The organism is Candidatus Merdisoma sp. JLR.KK011, from assembly GCF_036941125.1.
In the GTDB taxonomy this organism is placed as follows: domain Bacteria; phylum Bacillota; class Clostridia; order Lachnospirales; family Lachnospiraceae; genus Laedolimicola.
Map to the genome: position 1 here is coordinate 500,817 of NZ_JAYWSZ010000004.1, position 20,937 is coordinate 521,753.

Here is a 20,937-nt window from a genome sequence, read left to right on the forward strand (position 1 = left end):
AGTCTCCTACTCTTCATTCATCCGCAAAAGCTTTGCTGCCTGATCTGCCGAAATGCACGAATCTATGATTTCCTGGATATCCCCATTCATTATTTTGTCCAGTTTGTAGAGAGTTAAACCAATCCGGTGATCCGTCACGCGCCCCTGTGGGAAATTGTAGGTTCTTATCTTCTCGGAGCGGTCTCCGGTTCCAATCTGGCTTCTTCTGGCCTCCGCCTCTGCGTCATGGGCCTTCTGGCACTCAATGTCATAGAGCTTTGCCCGAAGAAGTGCAAACGCCTTGGCTTTATTCTGGAGCTGGGATTTCTCTGTCTGGCTGTATACCACGATTCCGGAAGGATAGTGGGTCAGGCGCACGGCGGAATCCGTAGTATTTACACACTGACCTCCATTTCCCGAAGCCCGCATAACATCAATCCGGATATCCTTGTCGTCTATCTGCACATCCACCTCTTCCGCCTCCGGCATCACTGCCACCGTAATGGTAGAGGTGTGAATCCGTCCGCCGGACTCTGTCTCAGGCACACGCTGTACCCGGTGGACGCCGGATTCGTACTTCATAACGGAATAAGCGCCCTGTCCGTTGATCTGGAAGGTTACGCTCTTCATTCCGCCGATGCCGATCTCGTCCGCCTCCATCACTTCCACCTTCCAGCGGCGGCTCTCGGCATAGTGCACATACATCCGGTAAATCTCCGCCGCAAACAAAGCGGCCTCGTCGCCGCCGGCGCCGGCCCGGATCTCCACTATGACGTTCTTGTCGTCGTTGGGATCCTTGGGCAGAAGCAGAATTTTCAGCGTATGCTCAAGCCTTGCAATACTTTCCTTGGCTTCGCTTAATTCCTCCTTCAGCATCTCCCGCATTTCCTCGTCATTTTCTTCTTCCAGCATCTGGAGACTTTCTTCCACGGTCTCCTTGCATTTTTTATACTCTCTGTAGGCGTCTACTATCGGCTGCAGGTCGTTCTGCTCCTTCATCAGCTTCCGGAAGCGCGCCTGATCATTGACCACGGAAGGCTCGTTCAGCTCATTTAAGACATCTTCAAACCGCAGCAGCAGATCTTCTAACTTGTCAAACATTTTGTTCCTCCATTTTTAGTTCCGCATTCACCCATCTGTACCAGGATAAACTCCTGTTACTACCCGGTTTAGGCCGGCCAGATCTTTTTTTACCTCTATCTCGCAGAATCCCCGCTCTTCCAAAAGCTCTGGGACTGTGATTCCCTGGTCGTATCCGATCTCCAGGTACAGCCGTCCTCCTGCTCTCAGATGGGAAGGGCTTTCCTTCGCAATTCTCCGGTAGAAGTATAGGCCGTCCTCGTGTCCGTCCAGTGCGGACGCCGGTTCGTGCAGCCGTACCTCCTCCATCAGATTTCCAATCTCATCCCTTCTGATGTAGGGCGGATTGGATACAATCATATCAAAGACACCATCAATTCCATGGAATAAATCGCTCTCCACCAGGACAGCCTCGGGAAACAGGCGCTCCCGGTTCTTCGCCGCTGTCTGCAAAGCTCCTTTCGAAATATCCGATCCGGTTCCTGCGGCCCCTGGACACCCCAGCAGAAGGCTGAGCAAAATACAGCCCGATCCGGTGCAGAGATCCAGAAAACACATTCCCGGCTGCAGATATTTCAAGGCTTCCTCCACCAGAACCTCTGTATCCTGGCGGGGAATCAACACCTGGTCATTGACCAGAAAGGAATGTCCCATAAATTCCTGGGTGCCTGTGATATACTGTAAGGGAATGCGGCTGGCCCGCTGTTCCAGTGCCTTACGAAACTCTCTCTCCTCTTTCTCTGAAAGCTGTTCCTGTGGATATGCATAATAGCGGCTTCTGGTGCAGCCGCTCGCATATTCCAGAAGGAGCCATGCGTTCAGCCCGGCCTCCGGTACACCTGCCTCCTCCAGCCTTTTTTCTCCAAACAGACAGGCCTCCGAAAGTGTCACTGCTCCGCTTCCAGAATATCCTCGATATCCTGGAATCCCTCTGACGCTTCTTCTTGTTCCTCTTCGTATTCCGGCCCTTCTAGCCCGGCAGCTTCCACTGACATGATTTCTTCAAGCTCTATTTCTTCCGCCGTCTCCTCTGCCGTTCTATCCGGCGCTGCTTCCGGCTGTTCTTCCGCCTCTGTTTCCGGCTGTTCTGCCGCAGGCGCTGCTTCTTCCTCCAAAGACTCGGCGAGCGCCTCTATGGGCTCTTCTTCCGCCCTTCCCTGGTAAACTCTCCAGTCAAAAACGGCTTCCACCGCCGCGATGGCAACCTCAATCATATCATCATCCGGTTCCTTGGTGGTCAGAGACTGCAGCCACATACCGGGAAGGCTTAAGATGCGGATAATCAGATTGTCCGTATTGCCGGCCAGGCGGATAAATTCGTAGGATACTCCCGCAATCACCGGAACCAGAGCCACACGGTACACAACCCTGAGAATCGGCGATTCTACCCGGATAAAGATAAAGAAAATAATACTGATCACCATTACAATCAGCATAAAGCTGGTTCCGCAGCGCTTGTGATGCTTGGAGCTTCTGCGCACATTCTCTACCTTCAGCTCCAATCCATTCTCAATACAATTGATGCATTTGTGCTCTGCTCCATGGTACTGGAATACTCTCTGGATATCTCTCATTAAAGAAATCAGAAGCACATAGCTGATAAACAGAAGGAGCCGGATACCTCCCTCCACCACTGCCAGCACCGTATCCGAGACAATATAGCGGCGGAAAATATCTGCCAGATAGTAGGGCAGCACCATAAAAATAGCCACTGCCATTACAATGGAAAATGCCACGGTAACACCCATGACAATCTTTTCCGCCCTGTCCTTAAAGATCTTCTGAAGCGCCATGTCTGCCTTTGAGGGCTTGGCCTCCTCCTCGTCATAAAAGCTGGCGGAAAATGTAAGGCATTTCATTCCCAGCACCAAAGAATCCACAAAATTGATGACACCCCGGATGAGCGGTATCTTCTTCAGCTTTTTATTTCCAATCCCCTCATGGGTACTTAAATGAACTTCAATCTCTCCGTCTGGTCTGCGCACGCCGATGGAATAGACTTCCTGGTTCTTCATCATAATGCCTTCCAGAACGGCCTGCCCTCCGATTCCCGAAGATTTGCACGCTTTCTTCATGTTTCTCCTCCGTGACGCCGCCTTTGGCCGGCGCCTTACCCATTGCCGCATAGTAAAACAGGGTGAGATTTTCCAACCTCAACCCTGACTTACACCTTCTTATTTGTTGATGCCATATTTACGATTGAACTTGTCAATACGTCCGCGGGCTGCAGCAGCCTTCTGCTGTCCTGTGTAGAACGAATGGCACTTGGAACAAATTTCAACATGGATGTCTTTCTTTGTAGAACCTGTTACGAATGTGTTGCCGCAGTTACAGGTTACGGTTGCCTGGTAATACTCCGGATGGATTCCTTCCTTCATGATTGTCACCTCTTCATTTTAATTTGTGAACTTCTATCCTTCTATTCCCAGTCAATGCTGCTCCGATGCTTCCACAGCAAGTTTCCCTGGGCTATCCCTGCAAGTCCCTGCAGTTTGCTTCCAATATAGACAGCTTATACAGTGTAGCATAAAAAGCCGGAGATTTCAAGTATTTTTTCTTTTTCAAATTCCTCTTCCTCACCCTTTTAAATACGGTTCATTTTCAAAGCCCGGCGCTTATCTGGGCTCCGAGGTGAGCAGAATCCCAAGCCTCTGAAATGTCTTCTCATCCGCTGCGCTGAGCATCCGGGAGGTATGTACCTGGCTTCCCCGAAGGCGCGGCAGCTGACGCAGAGCCAGATCCGCCAGTTCATTGCTCTCGGAGCTGGCAGAGAGGGCGATAAGAACCTCCTCCATATGAAGACGGGGGTTCTTGCTTCCCAGGTATTCTACCTTCAGCTTCTGTATGGGACGGATTACATTCGGGGTAATGAGCAGCACCTTATGGTTAATCCCGGCCAGCTCCTTTAAAGCGTTGACCAGCAGTGCAGAGCAGGCTCCAAGCAGCTCGCTGGTCTTCCCGGTAATCACGCGTCCATCCGTCAGTTCCATAGCTGCCGCCGTGTGCCCCGTCTCTTCAGCGCGCTTCTGGGCTGCCGGAACCGCCTTCCGATCCTGGACTGTCACTCCCACCTTATTCATCAGAAGCTCAATCTTATAGGCCTCCTCCTCCGCCGCCTTTCCCCTTGCAATGTTCACCAGGGTCTGGTAATACCGGCGGATGATCTCCTGTCCGGAGGCCTCACGGCATGCCTCATCATCTATGATGCAGTTTCCTACCATATTGACGCCCATATCCGTAGGCGACTGGTAAGGGCATTCCCCGTAGATGCGCTCAAAGATGGCCTTAAGCACCGGGAAAATCTCCACATCCCGGTTATAATTCACCGTTGTTTCCCCATAGGCATCCAGATGGTAGGGATCGATCATATTCACATCATTCAGATCCGCCGTCGCCGCCTCATAAGCCAGATTGACCGGATGGCTTAAGGGCAGATTCCATATGGGGAAGGTCTCAAACTTGGCATATCCCGCGCGGATTCCCCGTCTATGCTCATGGTAAAGCTGGGAAAGGCAGGTGGCCATTTTTCCGCTTCCCGGGCCAGGCGCTGTCACTACTACCAGCGGATGCGAGGTTTCAATATACTCGTTGTGTCCATACCCCTCTTCGCTTACAATCACCGGGACGTTATTGGGATAACCGGGAATCATATAGTGGCGGTACACCCGGATTCCCATCTTCTCCAGACGGCTCTGGAACATCTGGGCGCTGTACTGACCCGCAAAATGGGTAATGCATACACTTCCCACATAGAGATCCTTGGACTCGAAAATACTCTTCAGACGCAGCAGATCGGAATCATAAGTGATTCCCAGATCCCCGCGGATCTTATTTTTTTCAATATCCTCGGCGCTGATAACAATGACAATCTCCACCTGCTCCTTCAGCTGCATCAGCATCCGAAGCTTGCTGTCCGGCTCAAAGCCCGGAAGTACCCTGGAAGCGTGATGATCGTCATAAAGCTTTCCGCCAAACTCCAGGTACAGCTTATTGTCAAACTGCCCAATCCGCTCCCGGATATGCTGGGACTGCATTTTCAGATATTTTTCGTTGTCAAATCCTTTTTTCATATTCTGCTTTCCCCTTATTGTATTCTACGGCACTGTGCCAGGTACGGACGCCCTGCACCTGGCTGCCGGTCTATTTTCTATATCAGAATTTAAACATATTCGAGAACATATACATTCCTGCTGCTGTCAGAAAAAGTATGGCTGCCATGCCGATCCCAGCAAATATCCGCCGGAATACCGTAGGCTCTGTCAGACATTTTTCCACATAAAGCCCCAGATATACGGCCCCCAAAAGGGACGTAGGCACAATATACCGAAAGTCCATGGTACAGCCGTAAGGCAGGCGGACATTCAGAATCAGATGATTCACATAAATCCAGAGCCACAGACCTGGAAGTCCCAGGAAGAGAAACTGCGCCCTCACGGAGCTTGTAACCGCCTTCTCTTTAAAGCCCTGTACACAGACCGCAGCAGCAGAAAACACCGACTGAACCACTAAAATCAGATTGCAGACAACCAGCACTGCAGCCGGCCATTCCTCCACATGGTGGTATTCAAATTCTCCCACCACTGCTGATTTCACAAGATAAAAATTCAAATTATACTCTTCAAAGGGATTGAGATAAACGGGAGACAGCAGCCTGGAAACTGGAAAGAGCACAAAACGCTCCACAAATCCATGTTCGCCGCAGTAGACATTATCTCCCGGCCTTAACACAAAATTCAGTCCCTGTCCGAACATCAGATAATTCCGGATGGGATAATAAAGACCGATGGGCATGGCAATCAAGGCAAACACCGCAAACTGTCCAATCAGCGGTTTCCACGTTCCGCCCCTTACGGCCAGCACAAGCTTTACGAGCATAAAGCTCCCGGTAAAGGCTGCAAAAAGCGCGCAGGAAATCTTGGAAAAAATTCCGAAGCCGAATCCCAGCGCCAGGAAAACAATGTTGGCGTAACCGGGATTTTTAAACCACCGAATGGTATACAAAATGATCCATGTCATAAAAAACGTAACCAGCGCATCGTTATTCACCCATCCTCCAAGCATATAGTGGATGGGCAGAAACGCACAGATAGAAAGCGCGGTTACAAACGCAGTTTTTCCCAGTTCCAGCTCCTTTAATATCTTTCTGGCTGTCAAAAAGGTAAAGCAGGTGGCTGCGCAGGAAATAATCTTAGCGCTTTCAAACAAATAGACTTCATCCGTAATGCGGAGCACTTTCCCCGTCACCTTCATAGCGCAGGCCGCCAGAATATGAAACAGCGGCGGATGATAATACTGCCCTTTATTTTCCAGGGGAAGGGCTCCTGTCTCAAATATTTTCAATATGTAAGAGGCATGTCCATAATAGCCTACGGTGGTAATCTCGCCCAGATCGTGGTAAGCCGTGTAAGAAGGCTTGTAGAGCACGAATCCGATCCGCATCACCAGGCCCGCCAAAAGGATAACAGAAACCAGCCCTTTGTAAGACAAACGCTTACAAAAGGCCAGAATCAGAACGCCTATTCCTATCAGTATCATCAAATGCCACAGAACCGGCTGAATGAGATCCCGGTCATTCAGAATTCCTTTTTTCATAAAGGTCCAGAATAACGCCACAATCACAGCCAGCGTAAGCCCTTCCAGGGCAAACTCCTGCCCGAAAGCTATAAGCCTCTTTTTCATTTTAAATGCTCTTTCTATTCCTCATATCCGTTCGGATTCATAGACTGCCATCTCCAGGAATCGGCGCACATCTCCTCGATTCCGTTCTCAGCCTCCCAGCCAAGCTCTGCCTTTGCCTTTGCCGGATCTGCATAGCAGGCAGCGATATCGCCGGGGCGGCGGGGCTTCACTGCATAAGGAATCTCCTTTTTGCAGGCTTTTTCAAAGGCATGAACCACATCCAGCACGCTGTAGCCCTTTCCGGTTCCCAGATTATAGATGAGCACGCCTTTTTTCTCTTCCAGCTTCTTGATGGCCGCTACATGCCCCTTTGCCAAATCAACTACATGGATATAATCCCGGACACCGGTTCCGTCGGGCGTGTCATAGTCGTCGCCGAATACTCCGAGGCATTCCAGCTTTCCAATGGCCACCTGTGCCACGTAGGGAACCAGATTGTTGGGGATGCCCTTGGGATCCTCTCCGATAAGGCCGCTCTTGTGGGCGCCGATGGGATTGAAGTACCTAAGCAGGATCACGTTCCACTGGGGATCGGATACATGGATATCCTCGAGCACCTGCTCAAGCATGCCCTTGGTCTGGCCGTAGGGATTGGTGATCTTCCCTTTGGGGCATTCCTCGGTAATGGGGATAAAGGCCGGATCTCCATACACAGTAGCGGAGGAACTGAATACGATATTTTTTACATTGTGCTTGCGCATTACATCGCAGAGCACCAAGGTTCCTGCAATATTGTTATAGTAATATTCGATTGGCTTTGCCACGGACTCGCCTACAGCCTTCAGTCCTGCAAAATGAATGACGGAATCTATCTTTTCTTTTTCAAAAATCTGATTCAGCGCTTCCCTGTCCAGGATGTCTGCTTCATAGAATGTGGGTTTCTTTCCTGTGATCTGTTCTACCCGATCCATGGATTTTCTGCTGGCATTGTACAGATTGTCTACTACTACTACCTCATAGCCCGCTTCCAAAAGCTCTACGCAGGTGTGGCTTCCGATAAAGCCCGCGCCGCCTGTCACTAAAATTGACATAAACCTTTTCCTCCTTCTGCTTGCTCCCGTTTAAAATGCGAATCTGCTCTGTTTGAAATTCCTTTCTAAATATAGCATGGTTTTTGGGGAGACGCAAGGGAGTTGGGGGTGAATTTCTGCTTTTTATAGTTTAATTTGCTTGTTGTGGAACCTCCCCAAAAACCGGCTTCGGGACAAGGCGGCTTGGGCAGCAAAAAACGCTGGCATGAGCCAGCGGTTCTATCATTATTATATTTTGCTTTATCCTTCGTTTTTGTTCTTTTTCTCTATCTTCCTGCGTTTTCGCTTCAAATAAATTGCTGAAACAGATGAAGCTCACTCTTATCCGGAATGTATAGAACAATTAAGAAATCACTGTATTTTGTATATTTTTTCCATACATATCCCATCTTAAAATCCGGAATATAAGGTTCTTCTACCTGTAAATCTGCAAGCACATCGAAACATACTTTTTCGATTTCGGCACTGCCGCTTGTCCTAAAGTCCTGAAAATAATCCTCCTTACCGTGAACGGAATAAACCGTATGCCTTACCCCGTCCCCGCGAAATGATTCCGTTTTTCTGTCATCCAGTAAATCCATATCATCCGGCAAAGTAATATTCCAGTTAACTTCATATACTTTTTCCGTTGAAGACCAAAAATGTCCAATACCGTAAATCAGAAGAGGCGCTATAACAAAACAAAAAACCGGAACCATGATTACGCAAATCAAGATTATCCATGATCTTCTTTCTTTTTTAAACATTCATATCCGCTCCCCTGTCACTTATATTTTTTATTCTCCATTGGAATCACTTCCTTATTCACCACTGCATCTTCTTCTCTAATATCAAAAAGACATTTCTTTCAATTACAACCATTAAAATGCTTATAAAATAAAAGCAAATATTAAAACTCTTCGGAAACATATACACGTAGGTGTTCCGGCCTCCCAGATAAAGAATAGCTCCAAAAAGGAAGACACTTATAAAGTTTGCTTTGCAGATAGTAAGCAGTCCATTCCAATTGTTCTTAACAGCACTTGAATGATAAAAACGGTACAATGCATGTACGCATAAATATATGGGAATCAAGCCTAACGAGATCAGATAGAAAATGCGAAAGGAATTTCCTGTTTCGACTGTCCATACATATACAAAAAAATATTTACGAACAATATACCAAGTTAATATATAACACAATCCCATAATAATGCAGTCCGACAAAAAATAAACAAAGTTCATACGTTTTGTGTCCATTTAACTCAACCACCTTTCGCTATAACTATATCAAATTCTTAATTAAATATTTCCTGATACTGTCCCCTTGTAAACCGCAAATGTTATCTTTTGCAAATTTTGATATCTCTGATCATATACTTGGAGATACAAGGTTCCGCTCATCTGCGTCTTAAGCTCTTTATTATAAACATTGAAATTGTATGTCGATGGCGGAGTGATCCAACCTTGAAATGTCAGATCTACCGTCTCCTCACGATAAACCGGAAAACGTGGCATTATCTCCAATGTATCGGAAATAATCTCAGAACCAAACTCATTCTCTCCGTTTTCTACACATATCTCAATGAGATTTACGCCATCGGCAATTGTATTAAATGTACTATTTAAACATAATATATTTGGGTACTTTTGTCAATATTTTCAACAAATTTATTCCAATTTAAATAAATATTTTAAATCAGCTTTCTCAATTTCTCAGCCTCTTCCTCAGACAGCCTTTCTCCCCCAGTAAAAGCAGCTACCAAGCTATAGACTGACCCTCCAAAGGTTTCCTTCACCATCTTCCTCGTCCAGTTATGAATATGCTCCTCCCTTGTAAGAAGAGGGAAGTAGACTTGATAAACCTTCCCCCTCTCAGAGCCGATCAAGCCAGCCTTCTGCATATTAAGCAGATAGGTATTCAATGTCTGTTTTTTCCAATTTTTCTTCCACGTGTCATTTGCATAATCCAAAATCTCACGGAACGATAAAGGTTCCCCCGATTGCCATAATAATTCCATAATTTCTTTTTCTGTATATGATAAGCCAAAATTTTTATTCACTCTGATTACTCCTTATAATGAAAGTATCTGGACAGAATCCATAGCTCTGTCCAGATGTTTCAAATGAAGAAACTATTTTTAATGGGGGCATTTCTGATAGCTCACCTTATTTAAAATCGATTCGTAATCCATATAACCACATTTTATACATTTTTTTGCTTTCCAATAAGTAACCGTGCACCCCCCACTGCTGTCTTTATTATGCTTTCCATAGGTTCCTTCTTTAAATGTATGACTGCAGACCGCCCTTTCTTCCAGCTCATCATCCATTATTTCTTCAACACTCCCATCTGCATTTACCCAGAAAGAATCATATAAAACGGGTTCTATCTCCGGCACTCCTTCTATGAAAAAATACTCTCCTTCAATTTCCGAAGTATCTTCCAGCGACTTTGCAATCTGCGGCCTCTCATAAGCAAACGCCGTCATACTGCCTGCCAGAAATACAGTAGCAGAAACTAAAACCGTCAGATACCCTTTGGATCTTCTCTTTTCCTTCATTTCTAAAATTCTCCTTTCCAAAACTTTTTCATTACGCCCCAGGAAGCGCACCGCCAGTCTTTCCTCTTTTTCCAGCTGATGCGCCGCTGCATCAATCAGCAGACGGCTGTATTCCCTGCGCAATTCTTCACTGCCATCTCCAACTATCTTCTCATCACAGCAAAGCTCCCTTATTGCCAGAAGTTCCCGATACAAAAAGTAACTCAGCGGATTGTACCAATGTAATGCAATGACAAGCACTCCCAGTAATTCCACTATCAAATCCTGCTGACGGACGTGTATGAGTTCATGCTGCAGCATAAACTCACAGGACGAATCCTCCAGGCTCTCCTTCCATGTGCAAGGGAATAAAATCTTAGGTCTGAGAATTCCAATTGTCATAGGCTCCCTGCATTCCCGGGAACACACCAATTCCACATTTGCAGAAATATTCCATTCCCTTTTTAATTTATCAAACTGTACTTTCAGCTTAGGCGGAACAGGCTCCTTTTCATACAACAGCAATAATCTTCTGGACTTCTGGCAGTGCACCAGACACACAATCACAACACACAGAAATATAACTGCCATACACAGCATATAGAACCATAGCAATTGAATCCGGATTCCGATGTGGGTATACCGTTTATTTGTAATAATCATGTTTCTTGTGTCATAAATCTGGTTTAGATTCTTTTTCGGAAGGGGAATTATCTTTCCTATAAAATCTAATGCATAATATTTAAAATAGGAAAACGGAAATAAAAAGAAAACGACTGTCAGCTTTAAAATGAAATATCTGCATTTTAAAGTCATATGTTTCCCCAGTATCCGACACACGAAACCGTATAGCAGGAAAGCGGTGCTCCCCGACAGGGACATTATTAACAGCATATTATTTCTTATTGTCTCAATCGCTCTCCTCCCCCTTCCTTTATATGTATTTTATACTTATAATACATTTTTCTTTTTCCATTGTCAACCTGTTTAAGATAATGGACATACCTACAAAAGGCGATCCCTTTGGATTTCCTGTAATTCATTTTACATTCATATTTCCTTAAGGTTTCTTCACTGGATTTTTCTCCCTGTCTGTGCTATGCTAAAGCGTGTTTGAAAATTGATAATCTTTATCCATTGAAAAAAGCATCAAACCAATTTTCGCCAGTTTTCCAGGAATTATAACCACATAAGAAAGAGGATTACATTATGCGATATATAAAACCTATTTTAAAGCCCTTTTCCTTTCTTCCTGCTTTGTTTATGCTGTATGTGATTTTTCAGCTCTCCGCCCAGCCCGGCGAGGTCTCCGGAAATTTAAGCTGGAGAGCCACTCATAAGCTTCTGGAGATCACCTGCGAATCCTTTGAAACGGGATGGAGTGCGGCGGAGCTGAATCTTTATACGGAAATGTTCCACCCATACGTGCGCAAGCTGGCCCATATTACGGAGTATTTTCTTCTGGCTGTCTGCGTTTCATTTCCGCTGTACGTGTACCGTCTGCGCGGAATTGCCCTGACCATCATTGCCGGCGGCTTCTGCGTGGCCTGCGCCTGCCTGGATGAATACCATCAGTCCTTTGTGGCCGGACGAGGCCCTTCGAAGCGGGACGTGATGATCGACAGCATCGGAATCCTAGCCGGGGTGATCCTGGTACGGATTGTCTGCTTTATCGGAAGGGTAACGGTATTTCGGGAGCGGAAGCCAAAGAGGAAACTGCAAAAGCAGATTGGAAGGTGAACACATGAGTGTAACAGTTGCGGATTTGCTAAAGCTGCCCTCTCTGCGCCAGGCGAAGGTGATTGCCGGGCACAAGGGTCTTTCACGGATTGTCTCGTCTATCACTGTCCTGGAATCCACAGACCCCGGCGTGCTGATAGACGAAGTATTTCCCCAAGGGGAATATTTCGGCAGCGAGATTGTGATCACCGGCTTTTTAAATATGACAGAGGATGTGGAGCGCCAGTATATTAACATGAAACGCCTGGCCGAGGGCGGTGAAGTGGGGCTTATCCTCTACTATGTAGGGGTATATCTGAAAAAAATCGATCCCCGGCTGGTTTCTCTTGCAGATGAAATGGATTTTGTGCTGATTGTGATGCCGGAAGGGGACGTGACCCTGCGCTACGGAGAAGCCATCAGTGATGTAACAGCGCTTATTTTCCGGGATCGGGCCTGCAACCCCTTCCTGGTTTCGGAGATTCTGGAGTGTGTCTCTGCCCTTCCCCAGCATCAGCAGTCTGTGAACACCATCTTAAAGATGCTCAGCGACCGCATTTCTGCCTCCCTTATCCTCTGTGACAGTTCTCTCAAAATCCAGAACCTGGCCGCCTGGCCCCGGAGCGCGGAGGCCTCCATTAAAAAGGGCATTGAAGGGCTGAATGCTCTGCCCGGCGATCAGCAGTCCCTCGCCTGTGATATTCTTCCGGACAGCCGCCTTTACCGTTTCTCCATCGGAAACGATCGGGGCCCCGGACTTGAACTTCTGGTTCTCCGGGAAGGACTTCAGCCAGACAGTGATGTGCTTACGCAGCTTACGGACGTGGTGCGCCTTGGCGTCAATCTCTGGGGACAGAAGTCGGGAGAGGTGGCAATTCACGAATTAATCCGCGCCATTTTGCAGGATGAGCCTATGAAAATGCGGCAGCTCGCTAATATCTTCCACATCAATGTGGCGGATATCCATGAAATGTGGATTCTCCACTGTGAAGAAGACCAGTTGGAACGCTTCCGCCGGGAGGGTCTTCCCCTTATCCGGGAGCATCTGAAGCACTACTGCCATACGGTGGTGGCAGATCTGTATGAGGGGCGGATTGCTGCTTTTATGGATTGGATCGAGCATTCCCCAGATCGGATTCTGGTTTCACAGGATTTGGCAGCCCGGCTGGAAGGCCTAGGCTTTTCCTTGTCGCTGACGCGCTGCTATCCCCTTAACAGTACCTCGGATGTGCGCCGTACCTTCCTGCTGCACCAGGAAGTGATTGAAACTATACGGAAAATCTGGCCCTCTCACAGCTGTTATACCCTGCAGGAGCTGGAATTTGCAGCGGATTGCCGGAAAATCCTATCCGAAAGCGAAGCTGCTCTGACAAAGGCCCTTATCCCCTTAGACACCTTCAAGTATGTGCGCGAGGACAATGCGCTTCTTAAAACTCTGGAAGTGTTTTTACTGGACGCCGGAAGCAGTGTTTCCGCCTGTGCCGATCTGCTCTTTCTTCACAAAAATACGGTAAAATATAGGTTAAACCGCATCCGGGAGCTGCTGGGGTATCCGCTTGACAAGGTTCCGGAGCTCTTCTCCCTTTACCAGGCTGCTGCTCTGAACCGTCTTTTGGATTCCAGATAGGTTTGCATTTCATCGGTTGTCTTTGTCCTTTTGGACAAATGACAGCCGGTTTTTTTGTCTCTTTTTCTCTTTATCCCAGTGATGCCCGGGACGTATAATCCTTAATAGCTTTATTTGAATTGCAAAACTGGAATGGAGGTATCATAAGTTGCGGAAAATTGGAATTGCAGAGATTGAAGACATTGCCCTGGGAGCGGCGCTTCTGGGCGCGGGAGGAGGCGGCGATCCTTATGTGGGAAAGCTGGTTGCCATAGGCGCCGTGAAGGAATGCGGCCCTGTTACATTACTGGATCCGGAGGAAGTGCCCGACGATGCCCTGGTGGTGCCCATTGCCATGATGGGCGCGCCCACGGTTCTGTCGGAGAAGGCTATCGGCGGAGCGGAATATCAGACCCTTTATGATACGGTTTCTACCTTTTACGGGAAACCCATCTACGCTTTTATGCCCATTGAAGCCGGCGGCGTGAACTCTATGCTTCCCATTGCAGCGGCGGCCCGGCTCGGGCTTCCGCTGGTGGACTGCGACGGTATGGGACGGGCTTTCCCGGAGCTTCAGATGGTGACCTTTACCATCGGGGGCGGCTCTGCCACGCCTATGGCTCTTGTAGATGAAAAGGGCAATTCCTGTATCTTCCGCACCATTACAAATAAATGGACGGAGGAGCTGGCCCGGGCAGTGACCATGGCCTGCGGTGGATCCGTATCGGTGTCTCTCTTTTCTATGGATGGAGCCTTTATGAAGCAGTATGCCGTGAAAGGGATTGTGACACGCAGCCAGATCTTAGGCTCCGCCATCCGCCGTGTGAAGGAGGCTTCCCAGCGCACGCCTGAGGAAGAGTTTTTGCATATTACCGAGGGCTTCCGGCTCTTTAAAGGCAAGATTTGCGACGTGCTCCGGGAGGTTCGGGCCGGCTTTAATTTCGGCAAGGTTCTCCTTGATGGAATCGGTGATTACAAAGGCAAATCTGCCTACGTGGAATTTCAAAATGAAAATCTGACGGCTGCCGTAGAGGAAGAGATCCTTGCCACCACGCCGGATCTCATTTGTCTGGTGGACACCGAGACCTTTCAGCCTGTTCCCACGGACGCTTTGAAATACGGAAAACGTGTGATGGTGGCGGGGCTTCCCTGTTATCCTCTCTGGCGCACGCCGGAGGGACTGAAGCTTGTGGGCCCCCGGTATTTTGGTATTGATACGGACTATATCCCGCTTGAGGAGCGCTGTAAAGGAGGAAATGCGTAATGTATAAACTTGGTATTGACGTAGGCGGCACCAATACGGATGCGGTTCTGATTGACGAAGATCTCCGCGTGGCAGCCAGTGTAAAGCAGCACACAACAAAGGATGTGTACACCGGTATTCTGGCGGCTGTGCGTGCTGTCCTCAAGGAATCCGGCGTTGACCGTTCCCAGATTGGACAGGCCATGCTGGGAACTACCCAGTGTACCAATGCCATTGTAGAGCGCAAAGGGCTTGCCTCTATCGGCATCCTGCGCATTGGCGCACCGGCTTCCCTTGGTATTCCTCCTATGGTGGACTGGGCGGAGGATTTGAAGGCCATTGCCGTGGATACTGCCATGGTCGGAGGCGGTTTTGAGTACGACGGCAAGGAGCTGGCTCCCTTTGACGCCGGGGCAGCCAGGACTTTTTTCCTTGGCCTTAAGGAAAAAGGGGTTAAATCCATTGCTGTTTCCTGCGTATTTTCTACCGTGCGCAATGACCATGAGCTGGAGGCGGCCAAGCTCTGCAAAGAAGTCATGGGGGCGGACGTCCATGTGTCCATTTCCAGCGAAATCGGTTCTATGGGACTGATAGAACGGGAAAATGCTACTATTTTAAATGCGGCGCTTTATCATGTGGCGGAATCCTTTACGGAGGGCTTTGCCAGGAGCCTTGCAGATGAGGGCGTTACAAATGCAGATATTTACCTTTCCCAGAATGACGGAACGCTTATGACCATGGAGTACGCAAGACGTTATCCCATTCTGACCATTGCCTGCGGACCGACAAATTCGATCCGGGGCGCATGCTACTTAAGCCAGCTTAAAAATGCGGTTGTAGTGGATGTGGGCGGCACGACGACGGATCTGGGGGTAATTCAGAACGGATTCCCCAGGGAATCAGGCGTAGCAGTTACCATCGGCGGTGTGCGCACGAATTTCCGGATGCCGGATGTGATTTCCATTGGTCTGGGCGGCGGCTCTATTGTCCGGGAGCATGAGGACGGACGGGTGACGGTAGGGCCCGATTCGGTTGGATTTCAGATTACGGATAAGGCCCTTGTATTTGGCGGCGGGGTATGTACTGCTACGGATATTGCGGTTCGGCTGGGGCTTGCAGACCTTGGCGATAAGGCGAAGGTTGCGCATCTGAGTGAGACTTTTGCCCGGAAGGCCTTGGAGGCTCTCACCGAGCTTGTGGAGGATAGTATCGATGCTATGAAGGTTTCCAGTGAAGATGTGGATCTGATTCTTGTGGGGGGCGGGTCTATTATTCTGCCGGAGAAGCTTGCAGGCGCGCGGACTGTGGCGAAGCCGGAGGCCGGCGGGGTGGCGAATGCTATTGGGTCGGCTGTTTCAAAGGTTTCAGGGAATTATGAGAAGCTGGTGGATTATCTGGTTACGCCCCGGGAGAAGGCGCTGGAAGAGGCTAAGGCTGAGGCGGCAGAGCTGGCTGTGGAGGCTGGAGCTGTACGGGAGACGGTGGAGATTATTGATGTGGAGGATGTGCCGCTGCAGTATTATCCGGGGAATACGAACCGGGTGAGGGTGAAGGCGGCGGGGGATTTGAAATAGGGCGCTTTGGAGCAACGGACGGGGCTGCTGGAAAATAAGCCATCAGCCCCTGTTTGTGTAAATGGGTTTTCAAATCCTCCGCTTGATGGGGGAGGGCCATAGAGCTCTGCTTTTAGTGGGTTGTTGTATTGTTTTTCTTGAATTTTTTGTGATTGGTTATCGCTCCATGTAGATCTCGCCTGCTATCCGCCAGTTGTATTTGTCTGTGGTTTCCTGGCTGGATTCGGGCTCTTCTGAGGGGATTCTTTTTAAGGGGACGTGTAAGTAGTCTAGGGCGTCTTCGCCGGCGCGGCGGATGGTTACGTAGGCTTCGGTTTCGCCGGCTGCCAGGTCTTCGGCTGGACAGAGGATGGAGAGGATGGTTATTTCCTGTGGTTCTCCGAAATCAGATAGCTGTGTACCTGGGGCGGTGCAGTGTTCGTTGACTTCGCTTGTCTGGCCTGCCAGGTATTGGGGAACTGCATATTCAATGAGTTCTGTGATTCCGGCATCTGCATAATTTACAGATAGGAACTGCCATTTTCCTTCTCCTGCGTAATGTAATTCGGCTTCCAGCTGATGGCCAATGTAGCTGCCGGAAAAATTGATGTTGGAATAGCCGGCCAAACCTGCCCGAAGATATATTTTCCCCTCTACAAAACGGAAATTTATCTGGGATCCGGCATAGTAAGCGTATTCATTGTCCAGTTCTTCCTGATCCACTTGTTCCGGGATTCCGACGGGTGCTCCGTTGAATATCAGTCTTACGCCTTCCTCTGTGTATTGCGTGGTAAAATGTGATGTTAATTCCTGTATATAATCTTCTTCCAGAAGGTGATAGATATTCCATGTTCCGGCCGAATCTTTGTCTGTCATAAAGAGGGAGCGTATGGATATCCCTGTACCATGGAGTACGTAGGTGATGATGGCAAGCTCTTCTCTGCCGTCGTCGTCAAAGTCCTGCTCCAGTATCTGCGGCCCAACGTCGTAGTTGGATATAAGCGGAACTTCTGCATACACCAGCCCGTCTGGTGTCTGGACTGCCATGGATTCTCCTTCATGGATTCCGTAAAGAGTAAAATGCTCTGTCTCGCCCATTACACTCATTTCTGTTTCATCGAATCTCTGCTCTGTATCCTTCTGTCCGGAACCTACTATACGTTCTTCGGTCCAGTTTACTTCTTCCCCTTCGGACTCTGTGCTGTTTTCCTTCTCGTTTTCCCCATCGCCGCCAGGCAAGGTTTCAGAAAGACTCTCTTCCTTCTGTGTCCCTGCAGCCGCTCTCTCCGGCTCTTTTTCACCTGTGGCCAGAAAAGACAGGCCGCATCCGCTGATCATTAAGAGGAGCAAAAGGCTTACTGCCGCATGGGGACGCTTTGTATTGAGTATATGCAGAATCCTCTTTTTTGTATTGCTCTCTCCAAAGCAGACGGCAAGCGAAATTCCTCTGCTTTTACAAGCGAACTCCAGAAGTGTCTGGGCATAATGCTTTTTTTCCGCTATGCTCCTGCCCCGGAGAACACATTCGTCGCAGTACATCTCCATATCACGGTTCATCAGCCGGAAAGCCAGCCACACAAAAGGATTGAACCAGTGCAGAATCAAAACCAGAACAGCAACGCATTTGATCCAGGGGTCGCGGTTGCGGATATGTCTGCGCTCATGCTTTAAAATGTCTTCCAGCTGCTCCGCCTCCTTTTCCAATCCCCGAGGGATATAGATCCTGGAGGGCAGCCCCGGCATGACAAAGGGCGTGGATATTTGCGCTGTGCTCCACACATCCTTTCGAATCCGAATGGCCAAGGCCGTTCTTTTCTTCAGATGCAGCCACTCCGCTAAGGTTAAGATTGTCAGCGTGACCGCTCCGGACGCCCAGAGGATTAGAAGTACTTCCGCAAAGCCGGGTTCAAAAGAGCCGGATGCTGTCTGGACTCCCCGTCCCCGGCGGAACAGTTCTTCCGAGACATCTCCCATATCCTGGGCTTCACCGCCGTCAGGCACTTCTGCAGCTTTATTTTGTACCTGCGCTCCTGCGAACATTTCCGTCCCCGGCTTCTGTACGATACCCGGCTGCTTTCCGGAAAATGCAAACTCCGTCTCCGGAAGGAGGCTGCGCGCAGTCTGCAGAGACCCCAGTGGAACAGGCGGAAGAACAAGCACCAGCATAGTTATCAGCCATAAAATATGAACATACAATTTCGACAAGTCGCCTGTAAGCTTTCGAAACAGGAGAATCGCCAGAATCAGCACAACTGCGGTAAGACTGTTTTGAAGTAATTGGTTAAAAAACAGAATCATTGCCTCCTCCTTCCGACGCCTGGTTTATCAATTCCTGAAGCTCCTCGGCCTCCTTTTTTGTCAGCTTTTCCTCCTGAAGAAAAGCTGCGATAAAAGCAGGAAGGCTTCCGCGGAATTTTTTCTTCAAAAAGTCCCTGCTTTCCTGCCTCTGGATCTCCCCCCGGGACACCAGAGCCTGCACCACCGCATTCTCATTCCGAAGAATCTGTTTTTCTCCCAGATTGCGCAAAACCGTATAAGTGGTAGACTTTTTCCACCCCAGCTGTTCCCTGCATAAACCAACAAGTTCCATAGAATTAATCGGCTGCACATCCCAAAGAATATCCATCAGCCGGTATTCACTCTCATTAATATGATAATCCATAAATATCCCCCTTTTCGTTTTGAACATTTAATTCTTTATCCTTCTCCCACGAAAGGTTTATTATAATAAACCTTCCATTTGTTTTAAGTTTATACTTATAAACCTCATTTGTCAACCCCTTTCAAAAACATTTTCCCCAATCACTCCCACAGCCTAAATCCGTTCAGAGGGTCAGCAGCGGCGCAGGCCGGCAGACTTTTCCAATATCAAGTGTCCGGCTGTTCGCGTACACACTGTCTGATATGGACGAACATTGCCCAAAAACAATCCGGTCACAAAACCAAACAAGCAATGTCCGTACAGAGCAGACAGTGTGTACGAGAACCGTCCGAACACAGATATGGAAAAGTCTGCCGGCCTGCGCCGCTGCTGACCCTCTGAACCACACCCCCCTAACAGCAATCAATTCCTTATTTCAAAAACCCTTCCTGCACCAAATCCTGCACAATCTCTGTGGGAATCTCAAATTCCACGCTTCCCATATAACCGGGCGCCACCTCGTACTCGTCAAATACGATAGTCAGCTTTCCGTTTTCATTTACATAAAAAGTGTTATCCTCCTTTATGGATTCAAAATTCCATTCCGCCATGTCTTCGTTGTCCACCCAATACACCAGGGACTCGTCAGCGGCCATCCGCTCCTTCATCTGCTTCTTGATATTTTCAGAGACAGCAGTTACATAGTCTGCACCCTCCTTGAATAAGCCGCCCAGGTCAATCATCTCCCCTGTCTGCTTATCAATATGGTAGATCTTCACCATCTGCGTACCGCTTGCCATCACCAGAAGCTGGTCAAAGCGGATGGAAAACAGCCGGTCGCTGTCCGTAATCACAGAGTAATCAAGCTTCACATCCAGATGTCCTTCATTCTCTCCTGCCGCCTTCACATCCGCCTCATATTGCGCAATAATCTCATCCGTGTATTCCTGGATGCTCTTATTGATCTTCTGAGTCGTTTCCTCATTCACCGTACCGTCCTCGTTTTTCACGCTGACCTCTGGAATCTTGATGTCGGCCTCCATGTTGTTTTCGGAGCTTTCGTACTCCCGGAACGTGACCACCTCCGCAATGGCGCCGATCACCGGAATCTTTGCCATAGCGTAGGCAATGGCCGCTCCGGAATTAGCCATTACCGTAATCACCAGCATTGCCGCAGCAGCGCCTCCCAAAACTCTGCCTGTGTACACCATTACCTTTGATTTCTTTTTCATCTGCGTCTCCTCCTTTGCCTGCCGGATGCCTGCCTCTACTCTCTCTCGCAGTTGTGCCGGTATTTTCACATTTTCGTAATCCTGTCTCATTTCCTCTAATTTTTTATCCCTCATAGCCCAGCTCTCCTTCCGTCAGCTCCAGCTTCAGCTTCCTAAGACTCCGGTATAAAATAGTCTTTACCGTATTGGTATTTTCATTGAGGACTCTCGCAATCTCACTCAGCTTCTGATCCTCGAAAAACCGGAGCACCACAACTGTTTTTTCCTTTTCCGTCAAAACCTTCAAGGCTTCTATGGTATCAAAATCCTGGTAGCTGTCCTCTTTTCCATTTTCAAAAAAGGCGTCAACGGCTATCTCCTTCTGATTTTTTCGGATAAAATCAAGGGCGGTGTTCATCACGATACGCCAAAGCCAGGTTTTGATATAACCGTCCTGCTTAACGGATGACGAATGCTTGATGGCTTTGTATACGCTCTCCTGAACGATGTCCAGGGCATCCTCCTCGTTGCGCACGTAGGTGTATGCAAGGCGGTACATGGCTTCGTAGGAATCCAAAACCATCTCCTCCACTTTCTTTTGTAATGCCTCTGCTCGCATCTTTCTCTCTCCCTATTTAATGTTCCGCAGCAGTTCTCTTGGCACACTCGGCCG

At 48.5% G+C, this 20,937-nt stretch carries 18 protein-coding genes; 4 read left to right on the top strand and 14 right to left on the bottom strand.

Features of this window, described 5'->3' with window-relative positions:
• Window positions 1-6 precede the first annotated feature (6 nt).
• From prfA to VV089_RS16270, 10 genes are all read right to left on the bottom strand, one after another.
• Window positions 7-1,080, bottom strand: a complete 1,074-nt coding sequence (gene prfA, locus VV089_RS16225; protein WP_334336613.1) for a peptide chain release factor 1 — start codon at window positions 1,078-1,080, stop codon at window positions 7-9.
• 27 nt (window positions 1,081-1,107) lie between these two features.
• Window positions 1,108-1,950 (bottom strand): peptide chain release factor N(5)-glutamine methyltransferase, encoded by an 843-nt coding sequence (gene prmC / locus VV089_RS16230; RefSeq protein WP_334336614.1) that lies wholly within the window; start codon window positions 1,948-1,950, stop codon window positions 1,108-1,110.
• Entirely contained in the window at window positions 1,947-3,134 is a 1,188-nt protein-coding gene (locus VV089_RS16235) for a DUF1385 domain-containing protein (RefSeq protein WP_442891554.1), read from the bottom strand. The genes prmC and VV089_RS16235 overlap by 4 nt, the downstream gene beginning before the upstream one ends.
• 99 nt (window positions 3,135-3,233) lie before the next feature.
• The gene (rpmE, locus tag VV089_RS16240; protein WP_172543411.1) at window positions 3,234-3,437 is read right to left on the bottom strand and encodes a 50S ribosomal protein L31; all 204 of its coding nucleotides are present in this window, start codon (window positions 3,435-3,437) and stop codon (window positions 3,234-3,236) included.
• A 237-nt stretch (window positions 3,438-3,674) separates the two neighbouring features.
• On the bottom strand, window positions 3,675-5,129 hold the full coding sequence (locus tag VV089_RS16245; protein ID WP_172543415.1) for a DUF1846 domain-containing protein: 1,455 nt from the start codon (window positions 5,127-5,129) through the stop codon (window positions 3,675-3,677).
• 82 nt (window positions 5,130-5,211) lie between these two features.
• Window positions 5,212-6,738: an ArnT family glycosyltransferase gene (locus tag VV089_RS16250; RefSeq protein WP_334336615.1), complete on the bottom strand. Its 1,527-nt coding sequence runs from the start codon at window positions 6,736-6,738 to the stop codon at window positions 5,212-5,214.
• Between the two features lie 14 nt (window positions 6,739-6,752).
• Window positions 6,753-7,769: a UDP-glucose 4-epimerase GalE gene (gene galE / locus VV089_RS16255; RefSeq protein ID WP_334336616.1), complete on the bottom strand. Its 1,017-nt coding sequence runs from the start codon at window positions 7,767-7,769 to the stop codon at window positions 6,753-6,755.
• A 287-nt stretch (window positions 7,770-8,056) separates the two neighbouring features.
• Window positions 8,057-8,515 carry a hypothetical protein gene (locus VV089_RS16260; protein ID WP_172543418.1) on the bottom strand — a complete coding sequence of 153 codons (459 nt, stop codon included), beginning with the start codon at window positions 8,513-8,515 and terminating at the stop codon, window positions 8,057-8,059.
• A gap of 927 nt (window positions 8,516-9,442) precedes the next feature.
• Window positions 9,443-9,811, bottom strand: a complete 369-nt coding sequence (locus VV089_RS16265) for a BlaI/MecI/CopY family transcriptional regulator (protein ID WP_172543419.1) — start codon at window positions 9,809-9,811, stop codon at window positions 9,443-9,445.
• Between the two features lie 78 nt (window positions 9,812-9,889).
• Window positions 9,890-11,185 carry a M56 family metallopeptidase gene (locus VV089_RS16270; RefSeq protein WP_334336617.1) on the bottom strand — a complete coding sequence of 432 codons (1,296 nt, stop codon included), beginning with the start codon at window positions 11,183-11,185 and terminating at the stop codon, window positions 9,890-9,892.
• 315 nt (window positions 11,186-11,500) lie between these two features.
• On the opposite strand from VV089_RS16270, the gene VV089_RS16275 reads away from it, so the two are divergent.
• From VV089_RS16275 to VV089_RS16290, 4 genes are all read left to right on the top strand, one after another.
• Window positions 11,501-12,031 (top strand): VanZ family protein, encoded by a 531-nt coding sequence (locus VV089_RS16275; protein WP_334336618.1) that lies wholly within the window; start codon window positions 11,501-11,503, stop codon window positions 12,029-12,031.
• A 4-nt stretch (window positions 12,032-12,035) separates the two neighbouring features.
• On the top strand, window positions 12,036-13,637 hold the full coding sequence (locus tag VV089_RS16280) for a PucR family transcriptional regulator (protein ID WP_334336619.1): 1,602 nt from the start codon (window positions 12,036-12,038) through the stop codon (window positions 13,635-13,637).
• A 148-nt stretch (window positions 13,638-13,785) separates the two neighbouring features.
• Window positions 13,786-14,880: a DUF917 domain-containing protein gene (locus tag VV089_RS16285; RefSeq protein ID WP_334336620.1), complete on the top strand. Its 1,095-nt coding sequence runs from the start codon at window positions 13,786-13,788 to the stop codon at window positions 14,878-14,880.
• Complete coding sequence (locus VV089_RS16290; protein ID WP_334336621.1) at window positions 14,880-16,433, top strand: hydantoinase/oxoprolinase family protein; 1,554 nt, start codon at window positions 14,880-14,882, stop codon at window positions 16,431-16,433. Before VV089_RS16285 ends, VV089_RS16290 begins: the two co-directional genes overlap by 1 nt.
• A 156-nt stretch (window positions 16,434-16,589) precedes the next feature.
• Here the strand turns inward: VV089_RS16290 and VV089_RS16295 are convergent, their stop codons facing one another.
• The 4 genes from VV089_RS16295 to VV089_RS16310 form a co-directional block, all read right to left on the bottom strand.
• Window positions 16,590-18,710: a M56 family metallopeptidase gene (locus VV089_RS16295; RefSeq protein ID WP_334336622.1), complete on the bottom strand. Its 2,121-nt coding sequence runs from the start codon at window positions 18,708-18,710 to the stop codon at window positions 16,590-16,592.
• Complete coding sequence (locus tag VV089_RS16300; RefSeq protein ID WP_172543428.1) at window positions 18,694-19,074, bottom strand: BlaI/MecI/CopY family transcriptional regulator; 381 nt, start codon at window positions 19,072-19,074, stop codon at window positions 18,694-18,696. Before VV089_RS16300 ends, VV089_RS16295 begins: the two co-directional genes overlap by 17 nt.
• 410 nt (window positions 19,075-19,484) lie before the next feature.
• A complete protein-coding gene (locus tag VV089_RS16305; protein WP_334336623.1) occupies window positions 19,485-20,399 on the bottom strand; it encodes a DUF3298 and DUF4163 domain-containing protein in 915 nt (304 codons plus the stop codon).
• Entirely contained in the window at window positions 20,389-20,883 is a 495-nt protein-coding gene (locus VV089_RS16310; RefSeq protein ID WP_334336624.1) for a sigma-70 family RNA polymerase sigma factor, read from the bottom strand. Before VV089_RS16310 ends, VV089_RS16305 begins: the two co-directional genes overlap by 11 nt.
• Window positions 20,884-20,937: the final 54 nt, after the last annotated feature.